The 25,095-nt window shown below is 64.2% G+C and carries 26 protein-coding genes; 11 read left to right on the forward strand and 15 right to left on the reverse strand.

Going from position 1 to position 25,095, the window contains the following annotated elements:
* The 6 genes from B0G62_RS04410 to B0G62_RS32055 all read right to left on the reverse strand — a co-directional run.
* The coding region (locus B0G62_RS04410; protein WP_146055197.1) for an ATP-binding cassette domain-containing protein at positions 1–293 on the reverse strand (293 nt) is incomplete at its 3' end.
* A gap of 316 nt (positions 294–609) precedes the next feature.
* Positions 610–1,731: a polyamine ABC transporter substrate-binding protein gene (locus B0G62_RS04415; protein ID WP_103702976.1), complete on the reverse strand. Its 1,122-nt coding sequence runs from the start codon at positions 1,729–1,731 to the stop codon at positions 610–612.
* Between the two features lie 79 nt (positions 1,732–1,810).
* A complete protein-coding gene (locus B0G62_RS04420) occupies positions 1,811–3,253 on the reverse strand; it encodes an aspartate aminotransferase family protein (RefSeq protein ID WP_103702977.1) in 1,443 nt (480 codons plus the stop codon).
* Positions 3,254–3,272: 19 nt separating this feature from the next.
* Entirely contained in the window at positions 3,273–4,607 is a 1,335-nt protein-coding gene (locus tag B0G62_RS04425; protein WP_103702978.1) for a glutamine synthetase family protein, read from the reverse strand.
* A 31-nt stretch (positions 4,608–4,638) separates the two neighbouring features.
* Positions 4,639–5,442 (reverse strand): gamma-glutamyl-gamma-aminobutyrate hydrolase family protein, encoded by an 804-nt coding sequence (locus B0G62_RS04430; protein WP_103702979.1) that lies wholly within the window; start codon positions 5,440–5,442, stop codon positions 4,639–4,641.
* A gap of 296 nt (positions 5,443–5,738) precedes the next feature.
* The gene (locus tag B0G62_RS32055; RefSeq protein ID WP_227473059.1) at positions 5,739–5,963 is read right to left on the reverse strand and encodes a hypothetical protein; all 225 of its coding nucleotides are present in this window, start codon (positions 5,961–5,963) and stop codon (positions 5,739–5,741) included.
* Between the two features lie 440 nt (positions 5,964–6,403).
* Between B0G62_RS32055 and B0G62_RS04440 the strand changes: the two genes are divergently transcribed.
* Positions 6,404–6,973: a cupin domain-containing protein gene (locus B0G62_RS04440; RefSeq protein WP_103702980.1), complete on the forward strand. Its 570-nt coding sequence runs from the start codon at positions 6,404–6,406 to the stop codon at positions 6,971–6,973.
* On the opposite strand, the gene B0G62_RS31865 is transcribed toward B0G62_RS04440, so the two are convergent.
* Positions 6,970–7,125 (reverse strand): hypothetical protein, encoded by a 156-nt coding sequence (locus tag B0G62_RS31865; RefSeq protein WP_181315615.1) that lies wholly within the window; start codon positions 7,123–7,125, stop codon positions 6,970–6,972. The genes B0G62_RS04440 and B0G62_RS31865 overlap by 4 nt on opposite strands.
* A gap of 12 nt (positions 7,126–7,137) precedes the next feature.
* On the opposite strand from B0G62_RS31865, the gene B0G62_RS04445 reads away from it, so the two are divergent.
* Positions 7,138–8,628, forward strand: a complete 1,491-nt coding sequence (locus tag B0G62_RS04445; protein WP_103702981.1) for an aldehyde dehydrogenase — start codon at positions 7,138–7,140, stop codon at positions 8,626–8,628.
* An 84-nt stretch (positions 8,629–8,712) separates the two neighbouring features.
* Positions 8,713–9,675 (forward strand): agmatinase, encoded by a 963-nt coding sequence (gene speB / locus B0G62_RS04450; protein ID WP_103702982.1) that lies wholly within the window; start codon positions 8,713–8,715, stop codon positions 9,673–9,675.
* Positions 9,676–9,722: 47 nt separating this feature from the next.
* Here the strand turns inward: speB and B0G62_RS04455 are convergent, their stop codons facing one another.
* Positions 9,723–10,166, reverse strand: a complete 444-nt coding sequence (locus B0G62_RS04455) for a MarR family winged helix-turn-helix transcriptional regulator (RefSeq protein WP_103702983.1) — start codon at positions 10,164–10,166, stop codon at positions 9,723–9,725.
* A 178-nt stretch (positions 10,167–10,344) separates the two neighbouring features.
* Here B0G62_RS04455 and B0G62_RS04460 point away from each other — a divergent pair, with 178 nt between their 5' ends.
* From B0G62_RS04460 to B0G62_RS04475, 4 genes are all read left to right on the forward strand, one after another.
* Positions 10,345–11,889 (forward strand): DHA2 family efflux MFS transporter permease subunit, encoded by a 1,545-nt coding sequence (locus B0G62_RS04460; protein WP_103702984.1) that lies wholly within the window; start codon positions 10,345–10,347, stop codon positions 11,887–11,889.
* Positions 11,890–11,970: 81 nt separating this feature from the next.
* A complete protein-coding gene (locus B0G62_RS04465; RefSeq protein WP_103702985.1) occupies positions 11,971–12,912 on the forward strand; it encodes an AEC family transporter in 942 nt (313 codons plus the stop codon).
* A 71-nt stretch (positions 12,913–12,983) separates the two neighbouring features.
* On the forward strand, positions 12,984–13,205 hold the full coding sequence (locus B0G62_RS04470; RefSeq protein ID WP_103702986.1) for a glycine zipper 2TM domain-containing protein: 222 nt from the start codon (positions 12,984–12,986) through the stop codon (positions 13,203–13,205).
* A 279-nt stretch (positions 13,206–13,484) separates the two neighbouring features.
* A complete protein-coding gene (locus B0G62_RS04475; RefSeq protein ID WP_103702987.1) occupies positions 13,485–14,219 on the forward strand; it encodes an acetoacetate decarboxylase in 735 nt (244 codons plus the stop codon).
* An 11-nt stretch (positions 14,220–14,230) separates the two neighbouring features.
* Here the strand turns inward: B0G62_RS04475 and B0G62_RS04480 are convergent, their stop codons facing one another.
* From B0G62_RS04480 to B0G62_RS04490, 3 genes are all read right to left on the reverse strand, one after another.
* Positions 14,231–15,076 (reverse strand): carbohydrate ABC transporter permease, encoded by an 846-nt coding sequence (locus B0G62_RS04480; protein WP_103702988.1) that lies wholly within the window; start codon positions 15,074–15,076, stop codon positions 14,231–14,233.
* Positions 15,073–15,987, reverse strand: a complete 915-nt coding sequence (locus B0G62_RS04485; protein WP_103703618.1) for a carbohydrate ABC transporter permease — start codon at positions 15,985–15,987, stop codon at positions 15,073–15,075. The genes B0G62_RS04480 and B0G62_RS04485 overlap by 4 nt, the downstream gene beginning before the upstream one ends.
* Before the next feature lie 199 nt (positions 15,988–16,186).
* Complete coding sequence (locus B0G62_RS04490) at positions 16,187–17,419, reverse strand: ABC transporter substrate-binding protein (RefSeq protein WP_103702989.1); 1,233 nt, start codon at positions 17,417–17,419, stop codon at positions 16,187–16,189.
* A 290-nt stretch (positions 17,420–17,709) separates the two neighbouring features.
* Here B0G62_RS04490 and B0G62_RS04495 point away from each other — a divergent pair, with 290 nt between their 5' ends.
* The 3 genes from B0G62_RS04495 (at position 17,710) to B0G62_RS04505 (ending at position 20,561) form a co-directional block, all read left to right on the forward strand.
* Positions 17,710–18,483 (forward strand): SDR family oxidoreductase, encoded by a 774-nt coding sequence (locus B0G62_RS04495; RefSeq protein WP_103702990.1) that lies wholly within the window; start codon positions 17,710–17,712, stop codon positions 18,481–18,483.
* 43 nt (positions 18,484–18,526) lie between these two features.
* On the forward strand, positions 18,527–19,594 hold the full coding sequence (locus B0G62_RS04500; protein WP_103702991.1) for an ABC transporter ATP-binding protein: 1,068 nt from the start codon (positions 18,527–18,529) through the stop codon (positions 19,592–19,594).
* A gap of 94 nt (positions 19,595–19,688) precedes the next feature.
* Entirely contained in the window at positions 19,689–20,561 is an 873-nt protein-coding gene (locus B0G62_RS04505; RefSeq protein ID WP_103703619.1) for a MurR/RpiR family transcriptional regulator, read from the forward strand.
* A gap of 31 nt (positions 20,562–20,592) precedes the next feature.
* On the opposite strand, the gene B0G62_RS04510 is transcribed toward B0G62_RS04505, so the two are convergent.
* The 4 genes from B0G62_RS04510 to B0G62_RS04525 all read right to left on the reverse strand — a co-directional run bounded on the left by B0G62_RS04510 (position 20,593) and on the right by B0G62_RS04525 (position 24,048).
* Positions 20,593–22,050 (reverse strand): cytochrome P450, encoded by a 1,458-nt coding sequence (locus B0G62_RS04510; RefSeq protein ID WP_103702992.1) that lies wholly within the window; start codon positions 22,048–22,050, stop codon positions 20,593–20,595.
* An 89-nt stretch (positions 22,051–22,139) separates the two neighbouring features.
* Entirely contained in the window at positions 22,140–22,982 is an 843-nt protein-coding gene (locus tag B0G62_RS04515) for an IclR family transcriptional regulator (protein ID WP_103702993.1), read from the reverse strand.
* A gap of 11 nt (positions 22,983–22,993) precedes the next feature.
* The gene (locus B0G62_RS04520) at positions 22,994–23,839 is read right to left on the reverse strand and encodes an IclR family transcriptional regulator (RefSeq protein ID WP_181315616.1); all 846 of its coding nucleotides are present in this window, start codon (positions 23,837–23,839) and stop codon (positions 22,994–22,996) included.
* Positions 23,836–24,048, reverse strand: coding sequence for a hypothetical protein (locus tag B0G62_RS04525; protein ID WP_103702995.1), 213 nt, complete (start codon positions 24,046–24,048; stop codon positions 23,836–23,838). The genes B0G62_RS04520 and B0G62_RS04525 overlap by 4 nt, the downstream gene beginning before the upstream one ends.
* Positions 24,049–24,106: 58 nt before the next feature.
* On the opposite strand from B0G62_RS04525, the gene B0G62_RS04530 reads away from it, so the two are divergent.
* Positions 24,107–25,066, forward strand: coding sequence for an MBL fold metallo-hydrolase (locus B0G62_RS04530; protein WP_103702996.1), 960 nt, complete (start codon positions 24,107–24,109; stop codon positions 25,064–25,066).
* The last annotated feature ends 29 nt before the right edge of the window (positions 25,067–25,095 follow it).

The raw sequence follows: 25,095 nt of genomic DNA on the forward strand, positions 1-25,095 counted from the left end.
GGGCGGCGATAGGGCGGCAGCGTCGCGAGGTCTTCGCCGTCGACGAAGATCTTGCCGGAGGTGGCGGTTTCCAGACCCGCGAGCATGCGCAGCAGCGTGGACTTGCCGCAGCCCGAGCTGCCGAGCAGCGCGAAGAGCTCGTTCTTCGCGATGTTCAGGCTCACGTTGTTGACGGCGGTGCTGTCGCCGAACTTCTTGACGACGTTTTCGATGCGCACGAAAGCGTCGCGGGAATTAGCCGTCGCGGCAGCGCGCGCGGCTTCGGAGGCGTTGACTTGGGACGTCGAATTCATGATGTAACTGGTTCCTTTCTGATCGCGGTACTGCTCGTTCTTGCGCGCCGCATATAAACGCAGGCATGAGCCGTCCCGCACGGGGCGCGTAAGCGACTCGCCAACGTCAGTACTGCGAACGGAGCTCGTTGGAGACTGGCGCGTCGTCGTGTACCGTCGTGTACAAGCGGCGGCGCGCTCAGCCGGACTTCGAACAGCGGACTTCTGGCGAAGAGGGGTCGAGCGATCCCTCATCCGCGCGTTGTCTCCTTCCTTCTCCTGCGGGATCCAGCCGGTCGTCGCCGGCTTTCTTATTGGTATCCCGATGGTTGTGCGCTCAGTGGCCCGTCTTCAACTGCGACCAGAGGCGGTTTTCGAGGCGCAGGATGTCGGCCGGCATCGGCTTCATCAGCGTCATCTTCTTGAGCACTTCGTCGCCCGGATAGACGGTCGGGTCCTGCGCCACCGCCGGCGTCACGAACTGGCGCGCGGCCTTGTTCGCGGTCGGATAGAACACTTCGTTGGTGATCGCGGCGTTGACCTTCGGATCTTCGATGTAGTTGATCCACTTCAGGGCGGCTTCGGGGTGCGGTGCATCCTTCGGAATCACCATTACGTCGAACCACAGCAGGCCGCCTTCCTTCGGATTGGCGAACTTGATGTGATACGAGCGCTTGGCTTCTTCGGCGCGACGGTGGGCGATGCCCACGTCGCCGGACCAGGCGAACGCGACGCAAATGTCGTTATTCACGAGGTCGTTGATGTAGCCCGACGAGTTGAACTGCGTGATGTACGGGCGGACTTTCTTCAGCACTTCAAAGGCAGCCTGGTAATCCGCCGGGTTCGTGCTGTTGGGGTTCTTGCCCATGTACTGCAGCGTGGCCGCGAAGGCGTCGACCGCCTGATCGAGGAACGATACGCCGCAGCCCTTGAGCTTCGAGAGGTACTGCGGATCGAAGATCAGTGCCCAGCTATCCACCGGCGCGCTCGTGCCCAGCGCCTTTTCGATCGCTTCCTGGTTGTAGCCGACGCCGTCGGTGCCGTACGCCCAGGGCACGCCGTACTGATTGCCCGGATCGGCATCGCCGATCATATGCATGAGCAGCGGATCGAGGTTCGAAAGATTGGGGAGCTTGGACTTGTCGAGCTTCTGGTACACGCCGGCCTGGATCTGCTTGGCCATGTAGTTCGAGGTCGGCACCACGATGTCGTAGCCCGAGCTGCCCGCGAGCAGCTTGGCCTGCAGCGTGTCGTCGCTATCGTAGTTGTCGTACTTGACGTGAACGCCCGTCTGCTTTTCGAAGTTCGGGATCGTGTCTTTCGCGATGTAGTCGGACCAGTTATAGACGTTCAGTGCGTCGTCCGCGGCGCGAGCCGGCTGGCTCGAAGTCGCCGTGAGACCCGCGCAGACGGTAAGCGCGGCCAGTGCGACGGCATGACGAAGATGTCTGACACTCATGTTGATTTCCCCAGATGATGAAGGTCGGCGGGCGGCGCCCGCACCCCGTTGTGCGCCGCCGGCCCATACAGTTGCAGCGTTATGAAAGTCCCAGTTGTTGCGCGGTTGCGTCGATGGCCTTCTTCGCCTTCGACACGATTTCATCGATCTCGCCGCGCGTGATGACGAGCGGCGGCGAGAGCAGCATGCGGTCGCCGGTGGCGCGCATGATGAGGTTGCCGTTGAAGCAGAAGTCGCGGCAGATCGTGCCCACGTCGCCGCCGTTCGCGAAGCGCTTGCGCGCCTTGGGATCTTCGGCGAGTTGCAGACCGGCCACCAGACCCGTGCCCGAAACGTCGCCGATGATCGGATGATTCGCGAAGGTTTCGCGCAGGCGCTGCTGGAAGTACGGGCCGGTATCCGTCTTCACCTGCTCGACGATCTTCTCGTCGCGCAGCAGCTTGAGGTTCGCCACCGCCACGGCCGCCGCAACCGGATGGCCCGAGTACGTGAGGCCATGATTGAAGTCGCCGTTCTCGATCAGCGCCTTCGCCACGCGGTCATGCAGACCCACGGCGCCCATCGGTACATAGCCGCTCGTGAGGCCCTTGGCCATCGTGATGAGGTCCGGCTCGAAGCCGAAGTGCTGATGCGCGAACCATTCGCCCGTGCGCCCGAAGCCGCCGATCACTTCGTCGGCGCACAGCAGGATGTCGTACTTGCGGCAGATACGCTGGATTTCCGGCCAGTAGGTCGAAGGCGGGAAGATCACGCCGCCCGCGCCCTGGAACGGTTCGCCGATGAACGCGGCGACATTCTCCGCGCCCACTTCCAGGATCTTCGCTTCGAGTTGCTGGGCGCGCGCGAGGCCGAATTCCTCGGGCGTCATGTTGCCTTCGGCTTCGCCGTAGAAATACGGCTGATCGATGTGAACGATGTTCTCGACTTTCGAGGGCATCTGCTCGTGCATATAGCCCATGCCGCCGAGCGTGCCGCCCGCGATGGTCGAACCGTGATAACCGTTCTTGCGCGAGATGACGACCTTCTTCGACGGCTTGCCCTGCGTGAGCCAGTATTGATGCACGATGCGCAGCACCGTGTCGTTACCTTCCGAGCCGCTGTTGCAATAGAAGAAGTGATTGAACGGCTCGGGCGAGAGTTCGGCGAGCAGCGCCGAAAGCTCGATCACGGGTGGGTGCGTGGTCTTGAAGAAGGTGTTGTAGTACGGCAGTTCCTGCATCTGCGTGTACGCGGCGTCGGCCAGTTCCTTGCGGCCATAGCCTACGTTCACGCACCAGAGACCGGCCATGCCGTCGATGATCTGGTTGCCTTCCGAGTCCCAAAGGTACACGCCCTTGGCCTTCACGATCACGCGGCTGCCGCTCTTGTTGAGCGAGCCCATGTCCGAGAACGGATGGATGTGATGTGCCGCGTCGAGCGCGCGATATTCGGCCGTGGTGCGCGCGCCGCGCGTGGCTTGCGCGCGCAGCGTCGTCGGCACTTCCTGCAGGGCGCTTGCGGGGGCGTCGATCCGATAGCTCATTTTCAATGTCTCCTTTCTATTACACGTGCAGCAGCAGGTGCTTGCGTTCCCACGAACTGATCACGCGGAAATACGCTTCGTATTCGGTTTCCTTGAGCGCCAGATAGGCACGCACGAACTTCTCGCCGAGGATGTCGTTGAGCGGCTCGCAAGCGCCCATGAGCGTGAGGCCTTCTTCGAGGTTGCGCGGCAACTGGTAGGGCAATTCGTAGCCGTCGCTCACGAGCGGCTCGGTCGGCTTGAGATGCTGCGTCATGCCGAGATAGCCGGCCGCGAGCGTCGCGGCGATCGCGAGGTACGGGTTCGTGTCCACGCCCGGAATGCGGTTCTCCACGCGGCGCGCGGCCGGCGACGAATACGGCACGCGGAAGCCCACGGTGCGATTGTCGTAACCCCATGCCACGTTGATCGGCGCGGCCATGAAACGCGACAGGCGGCGATACGAATTGATGTACGGCGCGAAGATCGGCATCAGCGCCGGCGTGTACTTCTGCAGGCCTGCGATGTACGCATGGAACATGTCCGTGGGCTTGCCGTCCGCGCCGGTGAAGAGGTTCTGCCCGCTTTCCGCCGACACGAGGCTCTGGTGGATGTGCATGGCCGAACCCGGCTCGTTCTCCATCGGCTTCGCCATGAACGTGGCGTACATATGGTGACGCAGCGCTGCTTCGCGCACGGTGCGCTTGAAGAGGAACACGCGGTCGGCGAGGCCGAGCGGTTCGCCGTGCATGAAGTTGATTTCCATCTGCGCGGCGCCGACTTCGTGAATCAGCGTATCGACTTCGAGGTCCTGGATTTCGCAGTACTCGTAGATGTCCTCGAAGAGCGGATCGAATTCGTTGACCGCTTCGATCGAGTACGCCTGGCGACCCGTTTCCGGACGGCCCGTGCGGCCGATCGGCGGCGCGAGGGGAATATCCGGATCCTTGTTCATGTCGACGAGATAGAACTCCAGTTCCGGCGCGATGATCGGCTTCCAGCCCTTGGCTTCGTAGAGTTCGAGCACGCGGCGCAGCACGCGGCGCGGCGAGATTTCAACGGGGGAGCCGTCGAAGTGCACGCAGTCGTGAATGACCTGGGCGGTCGGGTCGGTGGCCCACGGAATGATGCGGATCGTCGAAGCATCCGGGACGCAGACCATGTCCGGGTCGGTGACGCCGGTGAGGCTGCCGTCTTCCGGGTAGTCGCCCGTGACGGTCTGGATCATCACGGCCTGCGGCAGGCGCATGGATTCACCCGATTCGAACTTGCTGCGCGGAATGATCTTGCCGCGTGCGATGCCGGCCATATCCGGAATGATCGCTTCGATTTCGGTGATGTGGTGCTTCTTCAGGAATTCGTCGATGTCGTGCATTTTCGTTCTCTCTGTTCTGTGTGGGCCGGCGTCAGACCTGCGCGGCATGTACGCGCGCGGGGCGTGCGGCCCCGCCTGGTATTCGAGCCAGCATGCGTTCGCGGCAGGCGTCGCCAAAGGCGCGGAAGATAGCGGTGGAAAGGGCGTTTTGCGCGTGCAGCCACTCGGGATGCCATTGCACGCCCAGCGCGAAGCCGCTCGCGTTGGCCACGGTGATCGCTTCGACCAAACCGTCCGGGGCCGCTGCGTCCGCAACGAGTCCCTGGCCTAGCGTGTCGATGCCCTGGCCGTGCAGCGAATTCACCTGAGCTTCGTGTTGGCCGCCGGTGAGTGTGTGCAGCAGTCCGCCTTCCTTGAGGGCGATGGTGTGCGCGGGACCGTATTGCGTCTCGAGCGGATTGGCTTTGTCTTCGCGATGATCGTTGAAACCGTCCACCGCATGCACTGCCTGATGCAGGGTGCCGCCGAATACCACGTTCATTTCCTGAAAGCCGCGGCAGATGGCGAGTACCGGCACGCCCGCGTCGATGGCCGCGCGCAGCAGCGGCAGCGTCGTGGCATCGCGTGCGGGATCGTGCAGCGTGCCCGCGGCGCTTGCCGGACCGCCGTAACGGTGGGGCTCGACGTTCGAATAGCTGCCCGTGAAGAGCAGGCCGTCCACGGCGTCCAGAATGTCCGCCGTAGCCTGCCGCTCACCCAGCGCGGGCAGCACGAACGCGAGCCCGTTCGCACCGTCGACGGCTGCGGCGATGTACTTCTCGCCCGCCACGTGCGACGCGTGCGGCCCCATCATCGTGCGATCGGCGGTAACTCCAATCAATGGTTTGGTTCGCATGACTAACGTCTTATTCATTCTTCCCGTTGCATCGCGTGTGAATCCGATTGGCAGCGATGCTTCAGGCGTGACATGACCTTGCAACCGTGCAGGACACACGGCGGCAAACCTTGAGGTACGGAGCGTAGCGGCGCTAACGGATCGCGCTGCGCGTGGAGATCATGTACGCGGTTCGTTTTCTGCCGTTGTGGGGCGCGACGGTGTTCAGGCGTGCGCATCCACATCGTCGGCGCGCAGCGATACAACTCGCTCGCAAACGACGGCGAATGAAACGAACGGCGCAGGAAGGAGAGGCGCTAGGGCAGCAGCGACGCGACTTCGTCGGTGTGTACCGCGATAAAGGCGCGTGCGGAGACGGCGTTATGGCGGCGGACGGACCGACGGGAAAGGATTGTGACGACAGGCAGAAGCAGGCGAGAGGCAAGCCTGCCGCTACTGCCATCGGCGATGGCGGCGCAGTCACTGCGAAGACACCTCGCATGACTTCGATCCCATCTCACCAGAGGGCCACGGACTCTCACAAATACACTCGACTGGAGTTTGTTGATCACTGTTCGATTTCGACGCGCGGCATGGAAACTGCGCTTATCGGCACCGACACATAGGTGTCATTCGATGTATCGAGCATTGATCGCGTGTTGCAGAGCAATGTAATGCGCTTTTCATCGTTCGATCGACCTGTGTTTCAGCATATACGAGCCAAAAAGGCCGTCAATTATTTTTTTACGTTTTTTATGTCAGCACTTTCCCCAAGACGCCTGCAAACGTCGCGCAGTGCGAAATATCCCGTACTGTGTCTATATTTCGAATAACTTACAGGGGTTAGTACTGACGCAAAAAAAAACAAACTGATTAGAATATTCAACACGCCACCGCCCCGCCGTGTTCTATTTCGTCGGGTTCCTGCGTGCGCTTTCTGCGTGTTTTCCGAGTGTTTCCTGACCCAACCGGTTCTCCAATCGTGTCCGAGTCCGTATCTGTTTCGTCTGAAGTTGCCACGCGTCTGCGCTACGTGCGCAAGCGCTATGGGCTGTCGCAACGCGAGCTGGCCAAGCGCGCGGGCGTCACGAATGGCGCGATTTCGCTTATCGAGCAAAGTCGTGTCAGTCCCTCGGTGGGCTCGCTCAAGAAGCTCCTCGAATGCATTCCGATGAGCCTTGCTGAATTCTTCACATTTGATCTCAACGAGGGCGCGAGCGTGGTCTCGCGGCGCGGCGAGATGCCGAACCTCGGCAACGCGTCCATCGAGTTCTATCTTGCAGGCGCGCACGTGAAGGACCGCAACATGGGGATCCTGCGCGAGGTCTATCAACCGCTCGCCGACACGGGGCCGGAAATGCTCTCCCACGCGGGGCATGAAGGCGGCGTCGTGGTGGCAGGGCAAATCGAACTGACCGTGGACGGCACCACCTGGCTGCTCGACCCCGGCGACAGCTATTACTTCGAAAGCCGCTTCCCGCACCGGTTTCGCAATCCCAGCGAAAACGAAGTCTGCGAAGTGGTGTCGGCGAATTCGCCGCCCACGTTCTAGGTTCTTTCGCCCACTTCGCAGGTTTCGCAAACGCGCGTATCCGGTTCGCCTGCTGCCGTCGCTTCGTTACGCATCGCGTTGCGTCCGCTGTATTTGAGCGGCGTGCGCGACAGATGCGGTCGATGCGACAGGTCAGACGAATCGTCAATCATTGAGGCATCCTGATGGAAAAGAAAACTCTCGCTTATTGGCAGGACAAGGCCGCGACGCTGTCGATCGAAGGCCGCGCATTTATCGACGGCGCGTATCGCGACGCCTACTCGGGCCGCACGTTCGATTGCGTGAGCCCGATCGACGGCCGCGTGCTCGCGAACGTGGCGGACTGCGGCGCCGCCGATGTGGACGCGGCCGTTGCCGCCGCGCGTCGCTCGTTCAACGACGGCGTGTGGGCGGGCCTGAATCCGCGCGCGCGCAAAGCCATTTTGCTGCGCTGGGCCGCGCTCATGCGCGAGCATCTCGACGAGCTTTCGCTGCTTGAAACGCTCGATGCGGGCAAGCCCATCGGCGATACCACGTCGGTGGACGTGCCGGGCGCGGCCTATTGCGTCGAATGGTTCGCGGAAGCCATCGACAAGGTGGGCGGCGAAGTCGCGCCCGCCGATCACCATCTGGTGGGCCTCGTCACGCGCGAGCCGATCGGCGTGGTCGCGGCCGTGGTGCCGTGGAATTTCCCGATCCTGATGGCATCGTGGAAATTCGGTCCGGCGCTCGCGGCGGGCAATAGCGTCGTGCTCAAGCCTTCGGAAAAGTCGCCGCTCACGGCCATTCGCGTGGCGCAGCTCGCGCACGAAGCGGGCATCCCCGCAGGCGTGTTCAACGTGCTGCCGGGCGGCGGCGAAGCTGGCAAGCTGCTGGGCCTGCATCGCGACGTCGATTGCATCGCCTTCACGGGTTCGACCAACGTTGGCAAGCAGATCATGCAGTACGCGGGGCAATCCAACCTCAAGCGCGTCTGGCTCGAACTGGGCGGCAAGTCGCCCAACATCGTGCTGCCCGATTGCCCGGATCTCGACCGTGCCGCCAACGCGGCGGCGGGTGCGATCTTCTACAACATGGGCGAAATGTGCACGGCCGGCTCGCGCCTGCTCGTGCATCGCGACATCAAGGATGTGTTCCTCGCGAAGCTCGTCGAAGCGGCGAAGGCGTATAAGCCTGGCAATCCTCTCGACCCGCATGTGTCGATGGGGGCGATCGTCGACAAGATCCAGATGGAGCGCGTGCTCGGCTATATCGAGGCGGGGCGCAAGGACTCGAAGCTGCTGGTGGGCGGCGAGCGCGTGAACGAATCGACTGGCGGCTTCTATGTCGAGCCGACCGTGTTCGACACCCATCACGACGCACGCATTGCGCGCGAAGAGATTTTCGGGCCGGTGCTCTCGGTCATCACGTTCAGCACGATCGACGAAGCCGTGCGCATCGCCAACGACAGCGACTATGGCCTGGCCGCCGCCGTGTGGACCTCGAATCTCACGAACGCGCATGACATCGCGCGCCGTCTGCGTGCAGGCACGGTCTGGGTCAATTGCTACGACGAAGGCGGCGACATGAACTTCCCGTTCGGCGGCTTCAAGGAATCGGGCAATGGCCGCGACAAGTCGCTGCATGCACTCGAGAAGTACACCGAACTGAAGTCGACGCTCGTGCGGCTGCGCTAAGGCGCTTCGCCGGGCTGTCGTGGCGGCGCGCTTCGGTGCGCCGCCACGCGTTTCGTTTCCCCATCAATACAAAGCAGGCACTTCATGGACGATACGATCCACGGTGACGGCGCGATCCGTCGCGGCTCGCTCTATGGCTCTTCCATCGAGAACACCTACGCGGGCGTGCTGTCGTTCATGCGCCGCAATTACACACGCGATCTGGATGGCGTCGATGTCGCGATCAGCGGCGTGCCGCTCGACCTCGCCACCACGTTTCGCTCGGGCGCGCGGCTGGGACCATCGGCAGTGCGCGCAGCCAGCGTGCAACTCGCGGAACTGCATCCGTATCCCTGGGGCTTCAATCCCTTCGATACGCTGGCCGTGACCGACTACGGCGACTGCTGGTTCGACGCCCACAATCCGCTCTCGATCAAACCCGCGATCATCGAGCACGCGCGCACGATCCTGCGCTCGAACGCCAGGATGCTCACCTTCGGCGGCGATCACTTCATTACCTTGCCGCTACTGATCGCGCACGCGGAAAAATACGGCAAGCCGCTTTCGCTGATCCACTTCGACGCGCACTGCGATACCTGGCCCGACGATCATCCGGACAGCCTCAACCACGGAACGATGTTCTACAAGGCCGTGAAAGAAGGGCTGATCGATCCGAAGACCTCGGTTCAGGTCGGAATCCGCACGTGGAACGACGACTTTCTCGGCATCAATATTCTGGATGCCGCGTGGGTCCACGAACACGGCCCGCGCGCGGCGCGCGAGCGCATTCTGGAGATCGTGGGCGAGCGCCCTGCGTATCTGACCTTCGATATCGACTGCCTCGACCCGGCATTCGCGCCCGGCACCGGTACGCCGGTGGCGGGCGGCCTGTCGTCGGCGCAGGCGCTGGCGATCGTGCGTGGACTGGAGGCGTTGAATCTGGTGGGCGCGGACGTCGTGGAAGTGGCGCCTGCCTACGATCAGAGCGAGATCACGGCGTTGGCCGCCGCGCATCTCGCCTGCGATCTGCTGTGCCTGTGGCGGCAGCGCAAGGTCGCGGGAAAATAAAGTACAACTGATTAAGCTGTCGCCGCCGCGCGTGCGGCGGCGACAGCTTAACGTTCGACCAGCAGTCCGAGATTGGCGCGCACGCGCTGAAGCATCTCGCCGAACTGCTCGGCTTCTTCCGGCGTGAAGCCTGCCAGGGCCTCGTTCTGCACTTCGTCGCCCACGCGGCGCGCGGACGTGAGCACGCCCGCGGCTTTCGGCGTGAGGCTCACCCGCAACTCGCGCCGGTCATCCGGGTTGGCCTCGCGCACGACCCAGCCGCTTTCCTCCATGCGTTCCAGCAGCCTGCCCGCCGAGATCGGCGCGACTTCGAGCCGCTCGGCAAGGCTCGCCTGATTGATGGGGCCGTAGTGGGCGAGATAGGCGATCATGCGGCACTGCGCGCGCGTGAGTTCGAGCGATGACTTCGCCAGTTCGTCGTAACGCTTGCCATAAAGGCGGCCCACGTCGACGATCAAGAAGCCGAAGCGTTTTTCGAGGTCGGTAGTCATGGCGCAATTATAAGCGGCGGCCTGTCGGCGCGGCTCGCGCAGTGTCGGAGTGTAACTACGTGCGCGCCGGGTCCCGATGAAGGTCCGGATTCTTTCCGATTGCGCGGAGAGGGCCGATTCGTATAATAAGCAGGCTTATCATTTTTGAACCCTCGTCCGAACCCCGTCCGATCCGCCGATGACCGCAGTCCCGCATGGCCTGGCCGCGCAACGCGAGGCCGCGCCCCTGAACCGCGGCATGATCACGCTGTCGATCATGCTCGCGACGCTGATGCAGACGCTCGACAGCACGATCGCCAACGTCGCCCTGCCGCACATGCAGGGCACGCTATCGGCATCGCAGGACGAAATCACCTGGGTGCTCACCTCGTACATTGTCGCGGCGGCCATTGCCACGCCGCTCACGGGCTGGCTCGCGGACCGCTTCGGCGTCAAGCAGTTGCTGGGCGTGGCGATCGCGGGCTTCACGCTGGCCTCGGCGCTGTGCGGGCTATCGGAAACGCTCGGCGAGATCGTCGCTTCGCGGCTGTTGCAAGGTGTATTCGGCGCGTCCCTGGTGCCGCTCTCGCAGTCGATCCTGCTGGACATCAACCCGCGCGAGCGCCAGGGTCAAGCAATGGCGGTCTGGGGCATGGGCGTGATGGTGGGGCCGGTGCTGGGCCCGACGCTGGGTGGCTGGCTCACCGACAGCTATAACTGGCGCTGGGTGTTCTTCATCAACGTGCCGATCGGCGCGTTTGCGTTGTTTGGCGTTTCGACTTTCATGCCCGCGCAGGCGCGGGGCGGCCAGTCGCGCTTCGATCTGTTCGGCTTCGCCACGCTGGCGCTGGCGATTGGCGCATTGCAGGCGCTGCTCGATCGCGGCGAACAACTCGACTGGTTCGGCTCGCTGGAAATCCGCATCGAGGCGCTGCTTTCCGTGCTGGCGTTTGCGTTCTTCGTCGTCCATACGGCAAGTTCGGGACCGACGACGTTTTTCCGCTATCAACTGCTGAAAGACCGCAATTTCGCCACGGGCACCTTCTTCATCTTCGTGATCGGCGCGGTGCTCTATGCCACGCGCGCGCTGCTGCCGCCCATGTTGCAGAATCTCATGGGCTATCCGGTCGCCACCACCGGCCTTGTCACGGCGCCGTCGGGCGCGGGCACGATGGTCGCCATGTTGATCGCCGGGCGCCTGCTCAAGCATGTCGATGCGCGCGCCATGTTGCTGTTCGGCTTCGTCGTATCGGCCTACGCGCTCTGGCAGATGATGCAGTACACGATCGTGCTGTCGGTGTCGGATATCGTCTGGCCGGGCGTGATACAGGGCTTTGGTCTGGGCTTCGTGTTCGTGCCGCTGTCGGCGCTCACGTTTTCCACGCTCACGCCGCAGTTGCGCGCGGACGGCACGGCGACCTATAGCCTGATGCGCAACATCGGCAGCAGTATCGGCATTTCGATCGTGCAGACCTTCGTTACGCGCGGCACGCAGGTGGCGCATTCGGACCTCGCCGCGAACATCACGCCGTTCAATCCGCTGATGCAGCCGATGCTGGCCGCGGGTTCGCGCTACGATCTGGCCGTGCTCAATCAGGCGATCACGCAGCAGGCGACGATGATTGCATACCTCAACGACTTCAAGATGATGTTCGTCGCGACGCTCCTGGTGATCCCGCTGCTCGTGCTGATCCGGCCTTCGGGCGGCGGCGCGGTCGATGCCGGTCACGCTGCGATGGACTGATCGCCGGATTTTCCACCTCGACCGTCACTACCCATAGCGCCGCGCACCTCCAGCGCGGCGCTGTTTTTACCGCTATATCCGATGCTCTCCGCTGTCTCTATCCTGCTTCCCGTTTTCGGCCTGATCTTCGCCGGTTTTGCCTGTCGCCGCCTGGGCGTGCTTGGCCCCGCGGCGGCCTCGGAACTGAACCGCTTCGTCGTCTGGCTCGCGCTGCCTGCGTTGCTGTTCGACATTCTTGCGCACGCAACATGGCACGAACTTTATCAACCGGCCTTCATGGCCGCGTTCGGCATCGCAGGCCTGATCGTGTTCGCGGCGGTGGTGGCCGTGCGGCTCTTCCTGCGCCGCCCGCTTGCCGATGCGAGCATCGACGGCCTCGCCGCTGCCTATCCGAACACGGGTTATGTGGGCTTTCCGCTGTGCATGATCGCGTTCGGCCCGTCGAGTCTCACGCCCACGACCATCGCGACGATCCTCGTGGTGTGCGTGCTGTTCGCCGTCGCCATCGTGTTGATCGAAACCGGCCTGCAAAGCGAGCGCCGCCCGCATCGCCTGCTCATCAAGGTCGTGCGCTCGCTCATGCGCAATCCGCTGCTGGTGGCGCCCGCGCTGGGCGCCATCGCCTCGGGTGCGCACGTCACGCTGCCCGCAAGCGCCGAGACCTTCCTGAAGCTGCTGGGCGGCGCGGCAAGCCCGTGCGCGCTCGTGAGCCTTGGGCTCTTTCTCGCCGAGCGTCGCGCGAAGAGCGATGCGCCGCCCGAATCGTCGTGGTGGATCACGCTCTCGAAGCTCGTGGCGCAGCCGGCGCTGACGTGGTGGCTTGCGGATCGTGTGTTTGGCCTTTCGCCGCAACTCGTGGAAACGGCCGTGCTGCTTGCTGCGCTGCCCACCGGCACCGGCCCGTTCATGCTCGCGGAGTATTACCGCCGCGAGGCGCATGTGACCGGGCGCACGATCCTGCATTCGACGCTGGGTTCGCTCGTCACGCTCACGCTGATCCTGCTGCACCTGCACCACGGTTGAGCGCCGCGTGCTTTCGGCGCGCGGCATGGCGTTTGCTGCGGGTAAGTCATTCCATCGACCAGGAGACGACGATGAACTGGCTTAAAGGCATCAACGGCATCAAAGGCAGCGGCGCAGCGCGGGCGGTTCTTATCGGCGCCATCGCCGCGCTGACGTTGGGCGCCGCCGGCTGCACGCTGGGCGGCGCGGCGGCGGGCGGTTATGTGGGCAACAAGGCCACCGACGGCAGCGCGGTCGGCACGGTTGGAGGCGCCGTGGCGGGTGGTGTGATCGGTCACGAACTCGGCAAATAAAGCAGCCCTGCGATCACCGCGGCGCACGACGCGCGACGCGCCGCCATGCGCCGCCTTCAGTATCAGGGATTCGCTTCTCTTTCCTGGCTCATCCTTTAACCCTACTCAAACTCCGTTTGAGTAGCGGCACGTAGTACCGTACCCGGAACTTATACTTTTCGTTCGACAAGTTGAGCTTTCCGCGCGTGGCCTGCACGCGCTGATGCCGTCGATCGTCCGGGTATTGAAATTCGCAATCCGAATTATTTTAAATAGATCCATCACCTGTCGAGGATTCCCATGCAGGACATTCGTTCCAACGCGTTCGCGATGCCGTTCACCAATCCCGCATTTCCGCCGGGACCCTACAAATTCGTCAATCGCGAATTCCTGATCATCACCTACCGCACCGACCCCGAGAAGCTGCGCAAGGTCGTCCCCGCACCGCTCGAAGTGGGCGAGCCGCTCGTGAGCTACGAATTCATCCGCATGCCGGACTCGACGGGTTTCGGCGATTACACGGAAAGCGGCCAGGTGATTCCGGTCACCTACGAGGGCAAGCCCGGCAGCTACACGCATGCGATGTATCTGGACGACCATCCGCCCATCGCGGGCGGGCGCGAACTGTGGGGCTTTCCGAAGAAGCTCGCCTCGCCGAAGCTCGGCGCGTTCTCGGACACGCTGGTCGGCACGCTCGATTACGGCCCCGTGCGCGTAGCCACGGGCACGATGGGTTACAAGCATCGCGAACTCGATCTCGCGGAGCAGGCGAAGCGTCTTGCGAGCGCGAACTATCTGCTCAAGATCGTGCCGCATGTGGACGGCACGCCGCGCGTGTGCGAACTCGTGCGCTACTACCTGACCGATATCCAGCTCAAGGGCGCCTGGACGGGGCCGGCTGCGCTGCATTTGATGCCTCACGCGCTTGCGCCCGTCGCTGACTTGCCGGTGCTTGAAATCGTCGAGGCGCGCCATTTGATCGCCGACCTCACGCTCGGCCTCGGCGAAGTCGTGCACGACTACCTTGCGAAATAAAGGCTGGAACCTTACTTCACCGCGCCCAGTGCGAGCCCCTTCACCATATAGCGCTGCAACCACGCGAACACGACCGACACCGGCAGCGTGGCCGCGAGGGTTGCGGCCATCACCAGTTCCCACTCCACGGTGTATTTGCCGGCCACCATATCGGTGACTTGCACGGTGAGCGTCTTGTTCTCGGGCGAGCGGATCAGCGTGTAGACCACGGCGAATTCGTTCCACGCGCTGATGAAGGTGAAGATGGCCGTCACCACCACGGCGGGAATCGCCAGCGGCAGGAACACGCGGAACACCGCGCCGGTGCGGCTGCACCCTTCGAGCCACGCCGACTCTTCAAGATCGCGCGGCACCGTCTGAAAATACGACGACAGCATCCACACCGCGAAGGCGATATTGAACGCCGCATACGAGACGATCACGCCGATCTTCGAATCGACCAGGTTGCCGTCGCCATACGGGATCATCGCGGCCAGGCGGAACAGGCCGACCACCAGCAGGATCGGCGAAAGCATCTGCGTGACGAGCAGGAACTGGCGGTACACGCCGCGTCCGCGAAACGGAAAGCGCGCGAGCGCGTAGGCGGCGGGCAGGCTGACCGCAAGCGCGAGCGAGGTCGACAGGAACGATATGACAATACTGTTGCGCAGCGCCACGCCGAAGTTCGCGGCCTGCCACATATCGACGTAGTTTTCCCAGCGCCAGTGCACGGGCAGCCAGCGCGCCGGATAGACGAACACTTCGTTGGCGGGCTTGAACGAGGTGAAGAACATCACCGCGAACGGGAACAGGACGGCCACGACGAGCGGCGAGAGTGCGAGCCAGCACCAGAGCGAGCGTTTGAGCTTGCGGTTCATGCGAGGTCTCCTTCGGCGCCGCCGCGTTTAGCTTGCACGCGCAGATAAGCCACCGAGAACGCGAACAGGATCACGAGCATGATGAGCGAGACGGCAGCCGCTTCGCCGGGACGTCCGAGCCGGAAGCCGAGTTCGTAGAGGTAAGTGACGAGGATGTGCGTGCTGTCGTCGGGGCCGCCTTGGGTCATCACCCAGATGATCGGAAACGAGTTGAACACGTAGATCACGTTGAGCAGGATCGCCATGTTGATGAAGGGCTTGAGCAGCGGCAGCGTGAGCTTGCGGAACTGCTGCCAGGCGCTGGCGCCGTCGATGCGCGCGGCTTCGTAGATGTCGCCGGGCACGGACGACAGGCCGCCCAGGAAGATCGTGGTGGTAAATGGAATCGACACCAGAATGCCCACGGCGATCTCGACCGGGAACGCGTATTCAGGCGTGGCAAGCCAATGAATCGGCCCGCCGATCAGGCCGAGCTTCTGCAGCGTGACGTTGACCATGCCGTAGTCGTCGTTGAAGGCCCAGCGCCATACCACGGCGGTCATCGTGAGCGACACCGACCACGGCAGCATGATGATGGTGCGTGCCACGCCGCGTCCATAGAAGTCCTGATTCAGCACGAGCGAGACCGGCACGGAAATCCCCACGGTGCCCACCACCACGCAGAAAGTCCAGATGATGGTGTTCTTCAGCGCGCTCAGAAACACGGGATCGCCGAACACGTTGTAGAAGTTCTGCAGCCCGCTGAAGTCGCGAATCTGGCCGAAGCGCGATACATCGTGCACCGACTGCCAGACGATGTTGAAGATCGGATAGCTGATGATGAACAGCGCGAGCACGAGGCTCGGCACGATCAGTAGCCAGGGGGCGCGGGGTAGGGCGATGCTGCGTGCGGCGCGGTCGGGGCGGCTCATGCTTGTGCGTGCGCTTTTGAGGTCGGTCGCGGCGCCCGGCGCCGGATTGGCGGGAGGCGTCTGCTTCAGGGGACCCATAGTCATGTCGTGATGCGTCCGGTGTTACTTGCGGTCAGTCGTCGAACCGGCGCGTCGCGCAGCGATAAAACCCTGCTACGCGACGCGCCGGTTCAAGCCGCCCTGCGGTGCGGCGGCTGCGTTACTTGCCGAGCGACTTGTTCGCTTCGGTCGCGGCCTGGTTCAGCGCGTCGGCGGGCTTGGCCTTGCCGAGGTAGATCGACTGCATCGCGTTGGACACGGCCTTGGCGGTGTCTTCCCAGCCCGTCACCGTCGGCGCGAACTTCGCGTGCGGCAGCAGCGCAACGAAGGCCTTGGTATCCGGGTCCTGGAACGCCGGATCGGTGGCTTCGGCCTTGGTGGTCGGCAGGAAGCCTTCCGTGCTGGTGAATTCAACGCGCGGCTGCTTCGTGAACAGGAAGTCGAGGAACTTCCAGGCGCTCTTCTTCACCTTGGAGTTCTTGAACATCATGATCGAATCCGTGACCGCGTAAGTCGCGGGGGCCGTGGCGACCGGAATCGGATCGATGCCGTACTTGATGTTCGGCGCTTCCTTCTTCAGTTGCTTGGCGAGGAACGGCGCGGAAATCATCATCGCCACGCGTCCCTGCTTGAAGAGGTTCTGCACGTCTTCGCGGCTGTAGCCCGTCACGCCCGGCTCGGTCAGACCTTCGTCGATCAGGGTCTTGTAGAGCGTCGCGGCCTTCACGCCCGCAGCCGAATTGAATGCGGCCTTGTTGTCCTTGCCCACCACGTCGCCGCCATTCGTCCACAGCGCGTAGTAGAAGTACACGTCGGTTTCGATTTCCTTGCCTTGCAGGCCGAAGCCGGCGATGCCCTTGGCCTTCAGCTTCTTCGACGCGTCGATCACGTCGTTCCAGGTCTTCGGACCGTTCGGATAGCCCACTGACGCGAGCATGTCCTTGTTGAAGTAGAGCGCGCGCGCCGACGCCGCGATCGGCAGGCCGTAGATCTTGCCGTTGATTTCACCCGGCGCCAGGAACGGGCCGATGAAACGGCCCTTGAAACTCGCGTCCATATAGGGATCGAGCGGTTCGGCGATATCGTCCTTCACGAAGTCCAGCAGCCAGCGCGTGCCGATGATCGCGAGGTCGGCGTTGGCGCCGCCCGAGATATCGGTCTGCAGCTTCTGTTGCAGCGAATCCCAGTTCACGTCTTCGATCTTGATGGTCGTGCCGGGGTTGGCGGCCTCGAACTGTTTGGCCATTTTCTCGAAGTACGGAGCCGTGGCGTCGCTGTAGTGAGCGACGGTCACACGGACCGTATCGGCATGCGCTGCGACGGTGATGCCTGCAAACGTCAGTGCAACGGCAAGCTTGCCGAGCGTGGTGGATGCACGTGCCTTAAACGCCATTCTGTCTCTCCTAACGTGGTTATCTGGCTGGCCTTGCGTTGTTTGAAAAAATCCTACAGGATGAAAAAAATGTTGTCACCTGGGAATCGCGATATTGTTTTCCGCTCCTGAATTTGCATAACATGCTGTAAAACATGGGAAAATCATGCAGTGCAATATTTGGGATGCCTGCACGTAAACCCTCGATCGGCAGTTGTTTCGACGATTGAAAACATGACGTTGTTGGAAATTTACAGGCTCGGCAGGCACCTGCGCCGCGCCCGGAATGAACCTTTCGCGGAGAGTCGACAATGAGCCGGGTGGTGCTGGTGACGGGCGCGTGCGGCGGGATTGGCCGTGCGTTGTGCAAACGATTTGTCGACGCGGGCGACACCGTGCTCGCGCTCGACCGCGAGGCTGCGGCCGTGCAGCAACTCGCCGACGAATTCGGCACGCAGCGCCTTGAAGCGCTGGCCGCCGACGTGAGCGATGCGTCCGCGCTGGCGGATGCCGTGGCGCGCGCGGTCGCCGCGCGCGGCCCGGTGGACGTGGCCGTGGCGAACGCGGGCGGGGCGCTCGGCACCACGCTCGCGCACACGGATGCAGCCAGTTGGCGGCGCGACGTCGATCTGAACCTCAACGGCACCTACTACACCGTGGAAGCCGTGCGCGCCTCGATGATCGAGCGCCGCAGCGGCGTGCTCGTCCTGATCGGCTCCGTGAACGGTTTGAGCGCGCTTGGCCATCCCGCCTACAGCGCCGCGAAAGCGGGACTCGTGAGCTACACGAAGGCGCTGGCGATGGAGCTGGGTCCGCACGGCATCCGCGCGAACATCGTCTGTCCCGGCACCGTCAAGACGCCCGCGTGGCATTCGCGCGTAACGCGGCATCCACAAATATTCGAAGAACTAAAGAAATGGTATCCGCTCGGCGACGTGGCCACGCCCGACGATATCGCCGATGCCGTGCAATTTCTCGCCTCGCCACAGGCGCGCGTGATTACAGGTGTCGCGCTGCCGGTGGATGCGGGGCTGATGGCGGGCAACCGGCTGATGGCCAACGAACTCACGCTCGACGCAATCTGACGACAACGACGAAGACGAAACGCTCACGCAAACCGAGGACAGCATGGCAGCGGTACAACTGAACGGCATCTACAAGCGCTACGGCGAAACCCAGGTCGTGCACGGCGTCGATCTCGACATCGAAGACGGCGAATTCGTCGTGCTGGTCGGCCCGTCGGGCTGCGGCAAGACCACGCTCATGCGCATGATCGCGGGCCTGGAAGACATCAGCGGCGGCGATCTGACCATCGGCGGCACGCGCGCCAATGCACTGCCGCCGCAGCAGCGCAACATCTCGATGGTATTCCAGAGCTACGCGCTGTATCCGCATCTTTCGGTGTACGACAACATCGCGTTCGGCCCGCGCATCCGCAAGGAGCGCGAAGACGGCTTCAAGCCGCGCATCGAGGCCGCGGCCAAGATGCTCAATCTCTCGAACTATCTCGACCGTCTGCCGCGTGCGCTCTCGGGTGGCCAGCGTCAGCGCGTGGCGATGGGCCGCGCCGTGGTGCGCGAGCCGTCGCTGTTCCTGTTCGACGAACCGCTGTCGAATCTCGACGCCAAGCTGCGCGTGCAGATGCGCACGGAAATCAAGGCGCTGCATCAGCGTCTGCGCAACACGGTCGTGTACGTCACGCACGATCAGATCGAGGCGATGACGATGGCCGACCGCATCGTCGTGATGAACTCAGGCCGTATCGAGCAGATCGGCCGGCCGCTCGATCTCTACGACAAGCCCGGCAATCTGTTCGTGGCGAGCTTCCTGGGTTCGCCGTCGATGAACTTCGTCGCGGGCAGCGTGATGAGCGATGCGCGCGGCACGGCGCTGGTGCTCGACGACGGCGTGCGCATCGCGCTTCCCGAAGGGCGCGCCACGCAGGGCGCGCGCGTGACACTCGGCATTCGGCCCGAGCATATCGAAGCGGGCGGCGCGGCGGATGTGCCGTTCACCGTCGAGGTGATCGAGCCGACTGGCGCCGAAACCCACTTGTACGGGAAAATAGGCGGCAATTCATGGTGCGTCACGACGCGCGCGCGGCCCGGCGTCGAACCGGGTCAGCGCATGACGCTGGGTTTGCCTCTCGCGCATCTGCATCTGTTCGATACCGAAAGCGGCAAGCGGCTCGATTGACGGGATGAGCGGCGGGCCCGCGCCCGCGCGCTCACGGCACGAAAGGCACATCGCGGCGCTCGCACCTTCCACGGCTCACTCCACGGAACACAGCTTGCCGGTCTCCAATCTGATCCATCACATCCGCAATGTCGCGGAGTCGCTGCGGCCCGCCGAACGCAAGGTCGCGGAGATGGTGCTCGCCGACATCGACTTCGCGATGAGCGCGAGCATCACCGAACTCGCGCTGCGCGCCGATGTGTCCGAGCCATCGGTCACGCGCTTTTGCCGCGCGGTGGGCGCGCACGGCCTGCGCGACTTCAAGATGCGCCTCGCGCAGAGCGCAGCGGGCGGCATGCCGTTCGCGGCGGCGCAGGAACTGACGAGCGGCGACGTCACGCAGGTCGGCACGCTGCTCGACAACGTGGCGGAAGCGGTGGCGCAGGGCGTGAAGCACGCGCGCGCTTCGCTCGATCCGGCGGTGTTCGAGGCGGCGGCGGCGGCGCTCGGCAGCGCGCGGCGGGTGTATTTCTTCGGTGTGGGCGCGGGGTCGGGGCTGGTTGCGCAGGATGCGGCGCTGCGTCTGTTGCGCCTCGACATCGCCGCGAGCGCGTTCACGGACGCGCATCTGCAACGTCTTTACGCGGGCCTGCTAGAACCCGGCGACGTGGCCTTCGCGATTTCGCAGTCGGGCCGCAGCGTCGAGGTCAACGAGAGCATCCAGATCGCCAAGGAGCGCGGCGCGACCACTATTGCCCTGACCAACGCGGGCTCGCGTCTCGCGTGGGTCGTCGATATTCCGCTGCTGTTGCGCGTGCCCGCCGCGCAGGAACCGCATGCGCCGGGCGTCGCGCGCATCGCGCATCTGGCCGTGATCGACGCGCTGGCGATTGCCGTGGCGATGGGGCTCACGCCGCGCACGCTCGAAAAAATGCGCGACGCCCAGGCGCGCAGCGGCTCGGATAGTGTGGGCGAAGTGAAGGAGTGAGCGGCACGCGGCCGCGCCACGAAAGCACGCGTCAAGCTGCGGCGCGAACGCGCTTCGTCAGTTTCACCGGCATGGTGTCGGGCACCATGGTGAACGCGGACACCTCGTTGATCTTCGCCGGGTCGATGGCCATTTCGATCGAGAATTCGTTCATCAGCATCGACAGCGCGAGACGCATTTCCACCGTCGCCAGATGGCGTCCCGGACACACGCGCGGTCCTGCGCCGAACTGTAGGTACGCCCGCACGTCGTGCGCGCCCGTGTGCGCGTCGTGTTCGCCCTTGCGCATCCAGCGCCATGGGTCGTAGCGTTGCGGATCGGCGAAATTTTTCTCGTCGATCATCGCGGGCCGCGCGACGAAGAACATGCGCGTGCCCTTGGGCAGCGCCACACCGTCCACCACCACGTCTTCGAGCGGCTCGAACGAATGCACGGCGGCGACGGGGCGCAGGCGCGTCGCCTCGATACAGATGGCCTCGAAGATATCGAGTTCCTTGAGCGTCGCGTAATCCGGGCAGACGGGCGCGTCGCCCAGCACGCGGTGCGCCTCCTCGCCCAGATGCGCCTGCAACGCGCCATCGGCGGCCAGATAGGGCAGTGTCCAGGCGATCGAATCGGCAGTGGTGTCCTCGCCCGCAAGCAGGATCGTCAGGACGTTGGCGCGGATCTGCGCATCGGTGATCGGCTCGCCCGTATGTTGCTGCGGTTGCTGCTGCTGCACGAGCATCGCTTCCATCAGATTGCGCGGTGTGTCGGAGGGCTCGTCGCGCATGCGCTCGCGGGCGCGCGCCATCATCGAATCGATATAGCGGTGCACTTCTTCCAGCGATTGATCGAGCTTGCGGTCCGCCGGCAGCTTGAAGTAGCGCCAGTACGGAAACAGCGCGTTGATGCGGCCCATCACGCTCGGCAGGATGCGCTCGAGATGCTCCTGGATTACGCCGTGGTCGCGCTCCAGTGTGCGCGGGTCTTCGCCGAATGCGAGCGCGCTCGTCACGTCCACCGTGTAGCGCTTCAGGTCGTCGGTCATCTCCACGGTCTCGCCGCGCTCGGCCGCGCGCAGCCAGCGCGTGCGCAGGCGCTGCGTGATGTCCGCGAGCGTGGGATAGAACGCCTTGATGTTGGGAATCGACAGCGCCTGCATCACCAGACGCCGATGCGTTTCCCAGGCCGCGCCTTCCGCCGAAAAGAGGCCATTGGCGCCCATTTCTTCGAGCACGGCTTCGATCGGCTGATAGCGGCGATAGCGGTGCGGGCGCTCGCGCATGATCTGCTGGATCAGCTCGGTGTCGGTCCAGATCGTGATGGGAATGCTGCCCACCTGAAAGCGGTACGGCGTGCCGAGTTCTTCGGCCCAGCGTTCGAGGATCAGATGCAGGCGCGTGGGCGAAAGCTGCAGCAGATTGCCGACGAGCGGCAGACCGCGCGGACAGGGCAGATCCGCGACCTGGCGCTGCGCCGCGCGGGAACCGGTGGAGGCCGTGCTCATGAGCGGGTCCTTTTGGATGTCGCGGCGGCGCGCTCGGGCGCCGGTTGGAGTGAGTCGATGCCGCGCTGGAAGGCGATTATAGCGGCGGCTTATAAAGCGGGGAGCGCGGCGCCCGCCACGTAGCCGAAGCGGCGCGACAGGCGTTCGGCCGCGGCGATCAGGCGTTGCGCGCTGGCGCCTTCGCGCGCGGTGTCGAGATTGCCCGACGGCCCCATCAGCGCGAGCACGAGGCACACGCTGCCGGTGTGGTCGAACACGGGCGCGGCCACGGTGCTGATGCCGGGAATCGGCTTGTCGAGCGCGGTGTCGAGGCCTTGCGCGCGGATCGCGGCGAGGCGTTCGGCGTAGTGTCGGTCGTCGTCGGGCAATGCCGCCACGCCCGCGAGCCGCAGACCGTCCTGGGCGAGCAGCGCCGTGCGCACATCGTCGTCGAGCCACGCCGCGAACACGCGGCCAATGGCCGTATTCACGAGCGACATCACCGTGCCGGGCCGCAGGCTCACATGCAGCGGACGCGGCGACTCTTCGAGTCGCACGACCGTCGGGCCGAGCGGCCCCGGCACCGCGAGCGCGACGCTCATGCCGGTGCCAGTGGCGAGATCGACGAGTTCGGCGTCGGCTTCGCGCACGGGCGACAGGCGCGCAAGACCCAGCAGGCCGAGTTCGAGGCTCAGCGGCCCGGCTTCGTAGCGGCCCGCGTCGTCGCGTGCGAGCAGGCCGGTCTTGAGCAGGCTGACCAGATGGGGAAAGGCCTTCGCGCTGGGCATGCCGGCCGCCGCCGCGAGGTCGCGCAGCGACAGCGGCGTGCCTGCCGCGACCAGCGCGGCGAGCAGCTCGCCCGTGACGTCGAGCGCCTGGATGCCGCGCTGGGGTTTATCGGCGGCGTCGGGCGCTTCGGTTTCCGGCGTGGTCGAGGTGCGGGCTTTGGGCATGGTCGGGTCGATCAGGTCGATGAAAGCGCGGCTTGCGCGATCCGTTGCGCGGCGTCGCGCAGCGCGCGCACGAGTTTGCCTTCGGGTCGCACGTCGAGCGCACCGCTCGCGCCGATGGCGGTGAGCGTCACGCGCAGCGCGCGCTGCGCATCGAGCACCGGGACGCAGACGCTGCTCACGCCGGGGCTGGGCGCGTCGATACCGATTTCGAAGCCGCGCGCGCGGATCGTATCGAGCGTGGCGGCGAAGGCGGCATCCGGCGCGGGGAGGTCTTCAGCCGCCGCCGTGCCGCGCCAGACCGGCTGCGCGCTCTGGTTGGCCCACATCGCGCGCAGCGCGGCGTCGTCGAGACAGGCGCAGAACACGCGGCCCGTGGACGTGGCCGGCAGCGACATCACCGTGCCGACGTGCAGGTTCACATGCAGCGGCAGGCTGGCGTGCTCGTAGCGCACGATGGTCGGCCCTTGCGGCCCGGCGATGCACAGCGCGACGCTGCAGTTGTGCGCCTGCGCGAGCGCCGCCGCGTGCGGCACGGCCTCGCGCAGCGCGGGCTGCTGCGCCAGATGCAGGAGACCCAGGCGCAGCGCGAGCGGACCCGCTTCATAGCGCCCGGACAGCGCATCACGCTTGATCAGGCCGAGGCGCGTGAGGCTCACCAGATAGGCATGTGCCTGGCTCGACGCGATGTCGCCCGCTGCCGCGAGATCGGTGGGCGCGAGCGGCACGCGCGCGTCGGCGAGCGCGCGCAACAGGCGCGCGCCGACTTCGACGCTCTGGATGCCGCGCTGGGCACGGCCGGCGGCTGCGCCGTCAGCGTCGGAAACTGCGGACGGCGGCGCGTTGCGAGGGGTCTTCACTCGTTGTACCAGGCTGAAAAAGGGTCCATGTTAACCGAATGGCGGTCGAAAGCCGCCGGCTCGATGATTTGCATATAGCGATAGTATTCGCTATTGACAAATAAAAACCGCCGGGCGATCATGGCTTCACCCCGGCAGAACAGCGGCTCAACCAAACCAGACGGGGCGAGACAAAACCGGCTGGCGCCGGTCCATCTGCGTGCGCTCATGCTGCGCGTGCATCCAGCCTCGCCTCGTCGCCCGTTCCCCACAGATACGGAGACTCAGATGGCAAAGGCGTTCGCATCGCAGGCCGACCTCGAAGAAAAGCAGGTCACGTTCACCCAGCTCTCGGAAAACTGCTACGCCTACACGACGGAAGGCGACCCCAACTCGGGCGTCATCATCGGCGACGACGGCGTGCTGATCGTGGACACCACGGCCACGCCGGCCATGGCGCAGGACCTCATCGCGAAGATCCGCAGCGTGACCGACAAGCCCATCAAATACGTCGTGCTCTCGCACTATCATGCGGTGCGCGTGCTGGGCGCGTCGGCGTACTTCGAGGAAGGCGCGCAGCAGATCATCGCGAGCCGCGGCACCTGGGAAATGATCGTCGAGCGCGGCGAGCAGGACATGAAGTCGGAAATCGAGCGCTTCCCGCGTCTGTTCGCGGGCGTCGAAACCGTGCCGGGCCTGACGTGGCCCACGCTCGTGTTCGAGAAGGAAATCACGCTGTACCTCGGCAAGCTCGAAGTGAAGATCGCGCATCTGGGCTCGGGCCACACGAAGGGCGACACGGTGGTGTGGCTGCCGCAGCAAAAGGTGCTGTACTCGGGCGACCTCGTGGAATACGACGCGGCCTGCTATTGCGGCGACGCCCAACTGGCCGAGTGGCCCGCGACGCTCGAAGCGCTGCGCTCGCTGGGCGCGCAAAAGCTCGTGCCGGGCCGCGGCCCCGCGCTGCTCAACCCCGAAGAAGTGAACAAGGGTCTGGATTACACGAAGGATTTCGTATCGACGCTGCTTGCGCAGGGCCGCAAGGCGGTCGAACAGAAGCTCGATCTGAAGCAGTCGATGGCGCTCACGCGTGAAGCGATGGACCCGAAGTTCGGTCACGTCTTCATCTACGAGCATTGCCTGCCGTTCGATGTGTCGCGCGCTTATGACGAGGCGAGCGGCATCACGCATCCGCGCATCTGGACCGCGCAGCGCGACAAGGAAATGTGGGACGCGTTGCAGGATTGAGCGGCTGCGGTGGAGATGGAGAGAGACAC

The organism is Paraburkholderia eburnea (genome assembly GCF_002917095.1).
Taxonomy (GTDB): Bacteria; Pseudomonadota; Gammaproteobacteria; order Burkholderiales; family Burkholderiaceae; genus Paraburkholderia; species Paraburkholderia eburnea.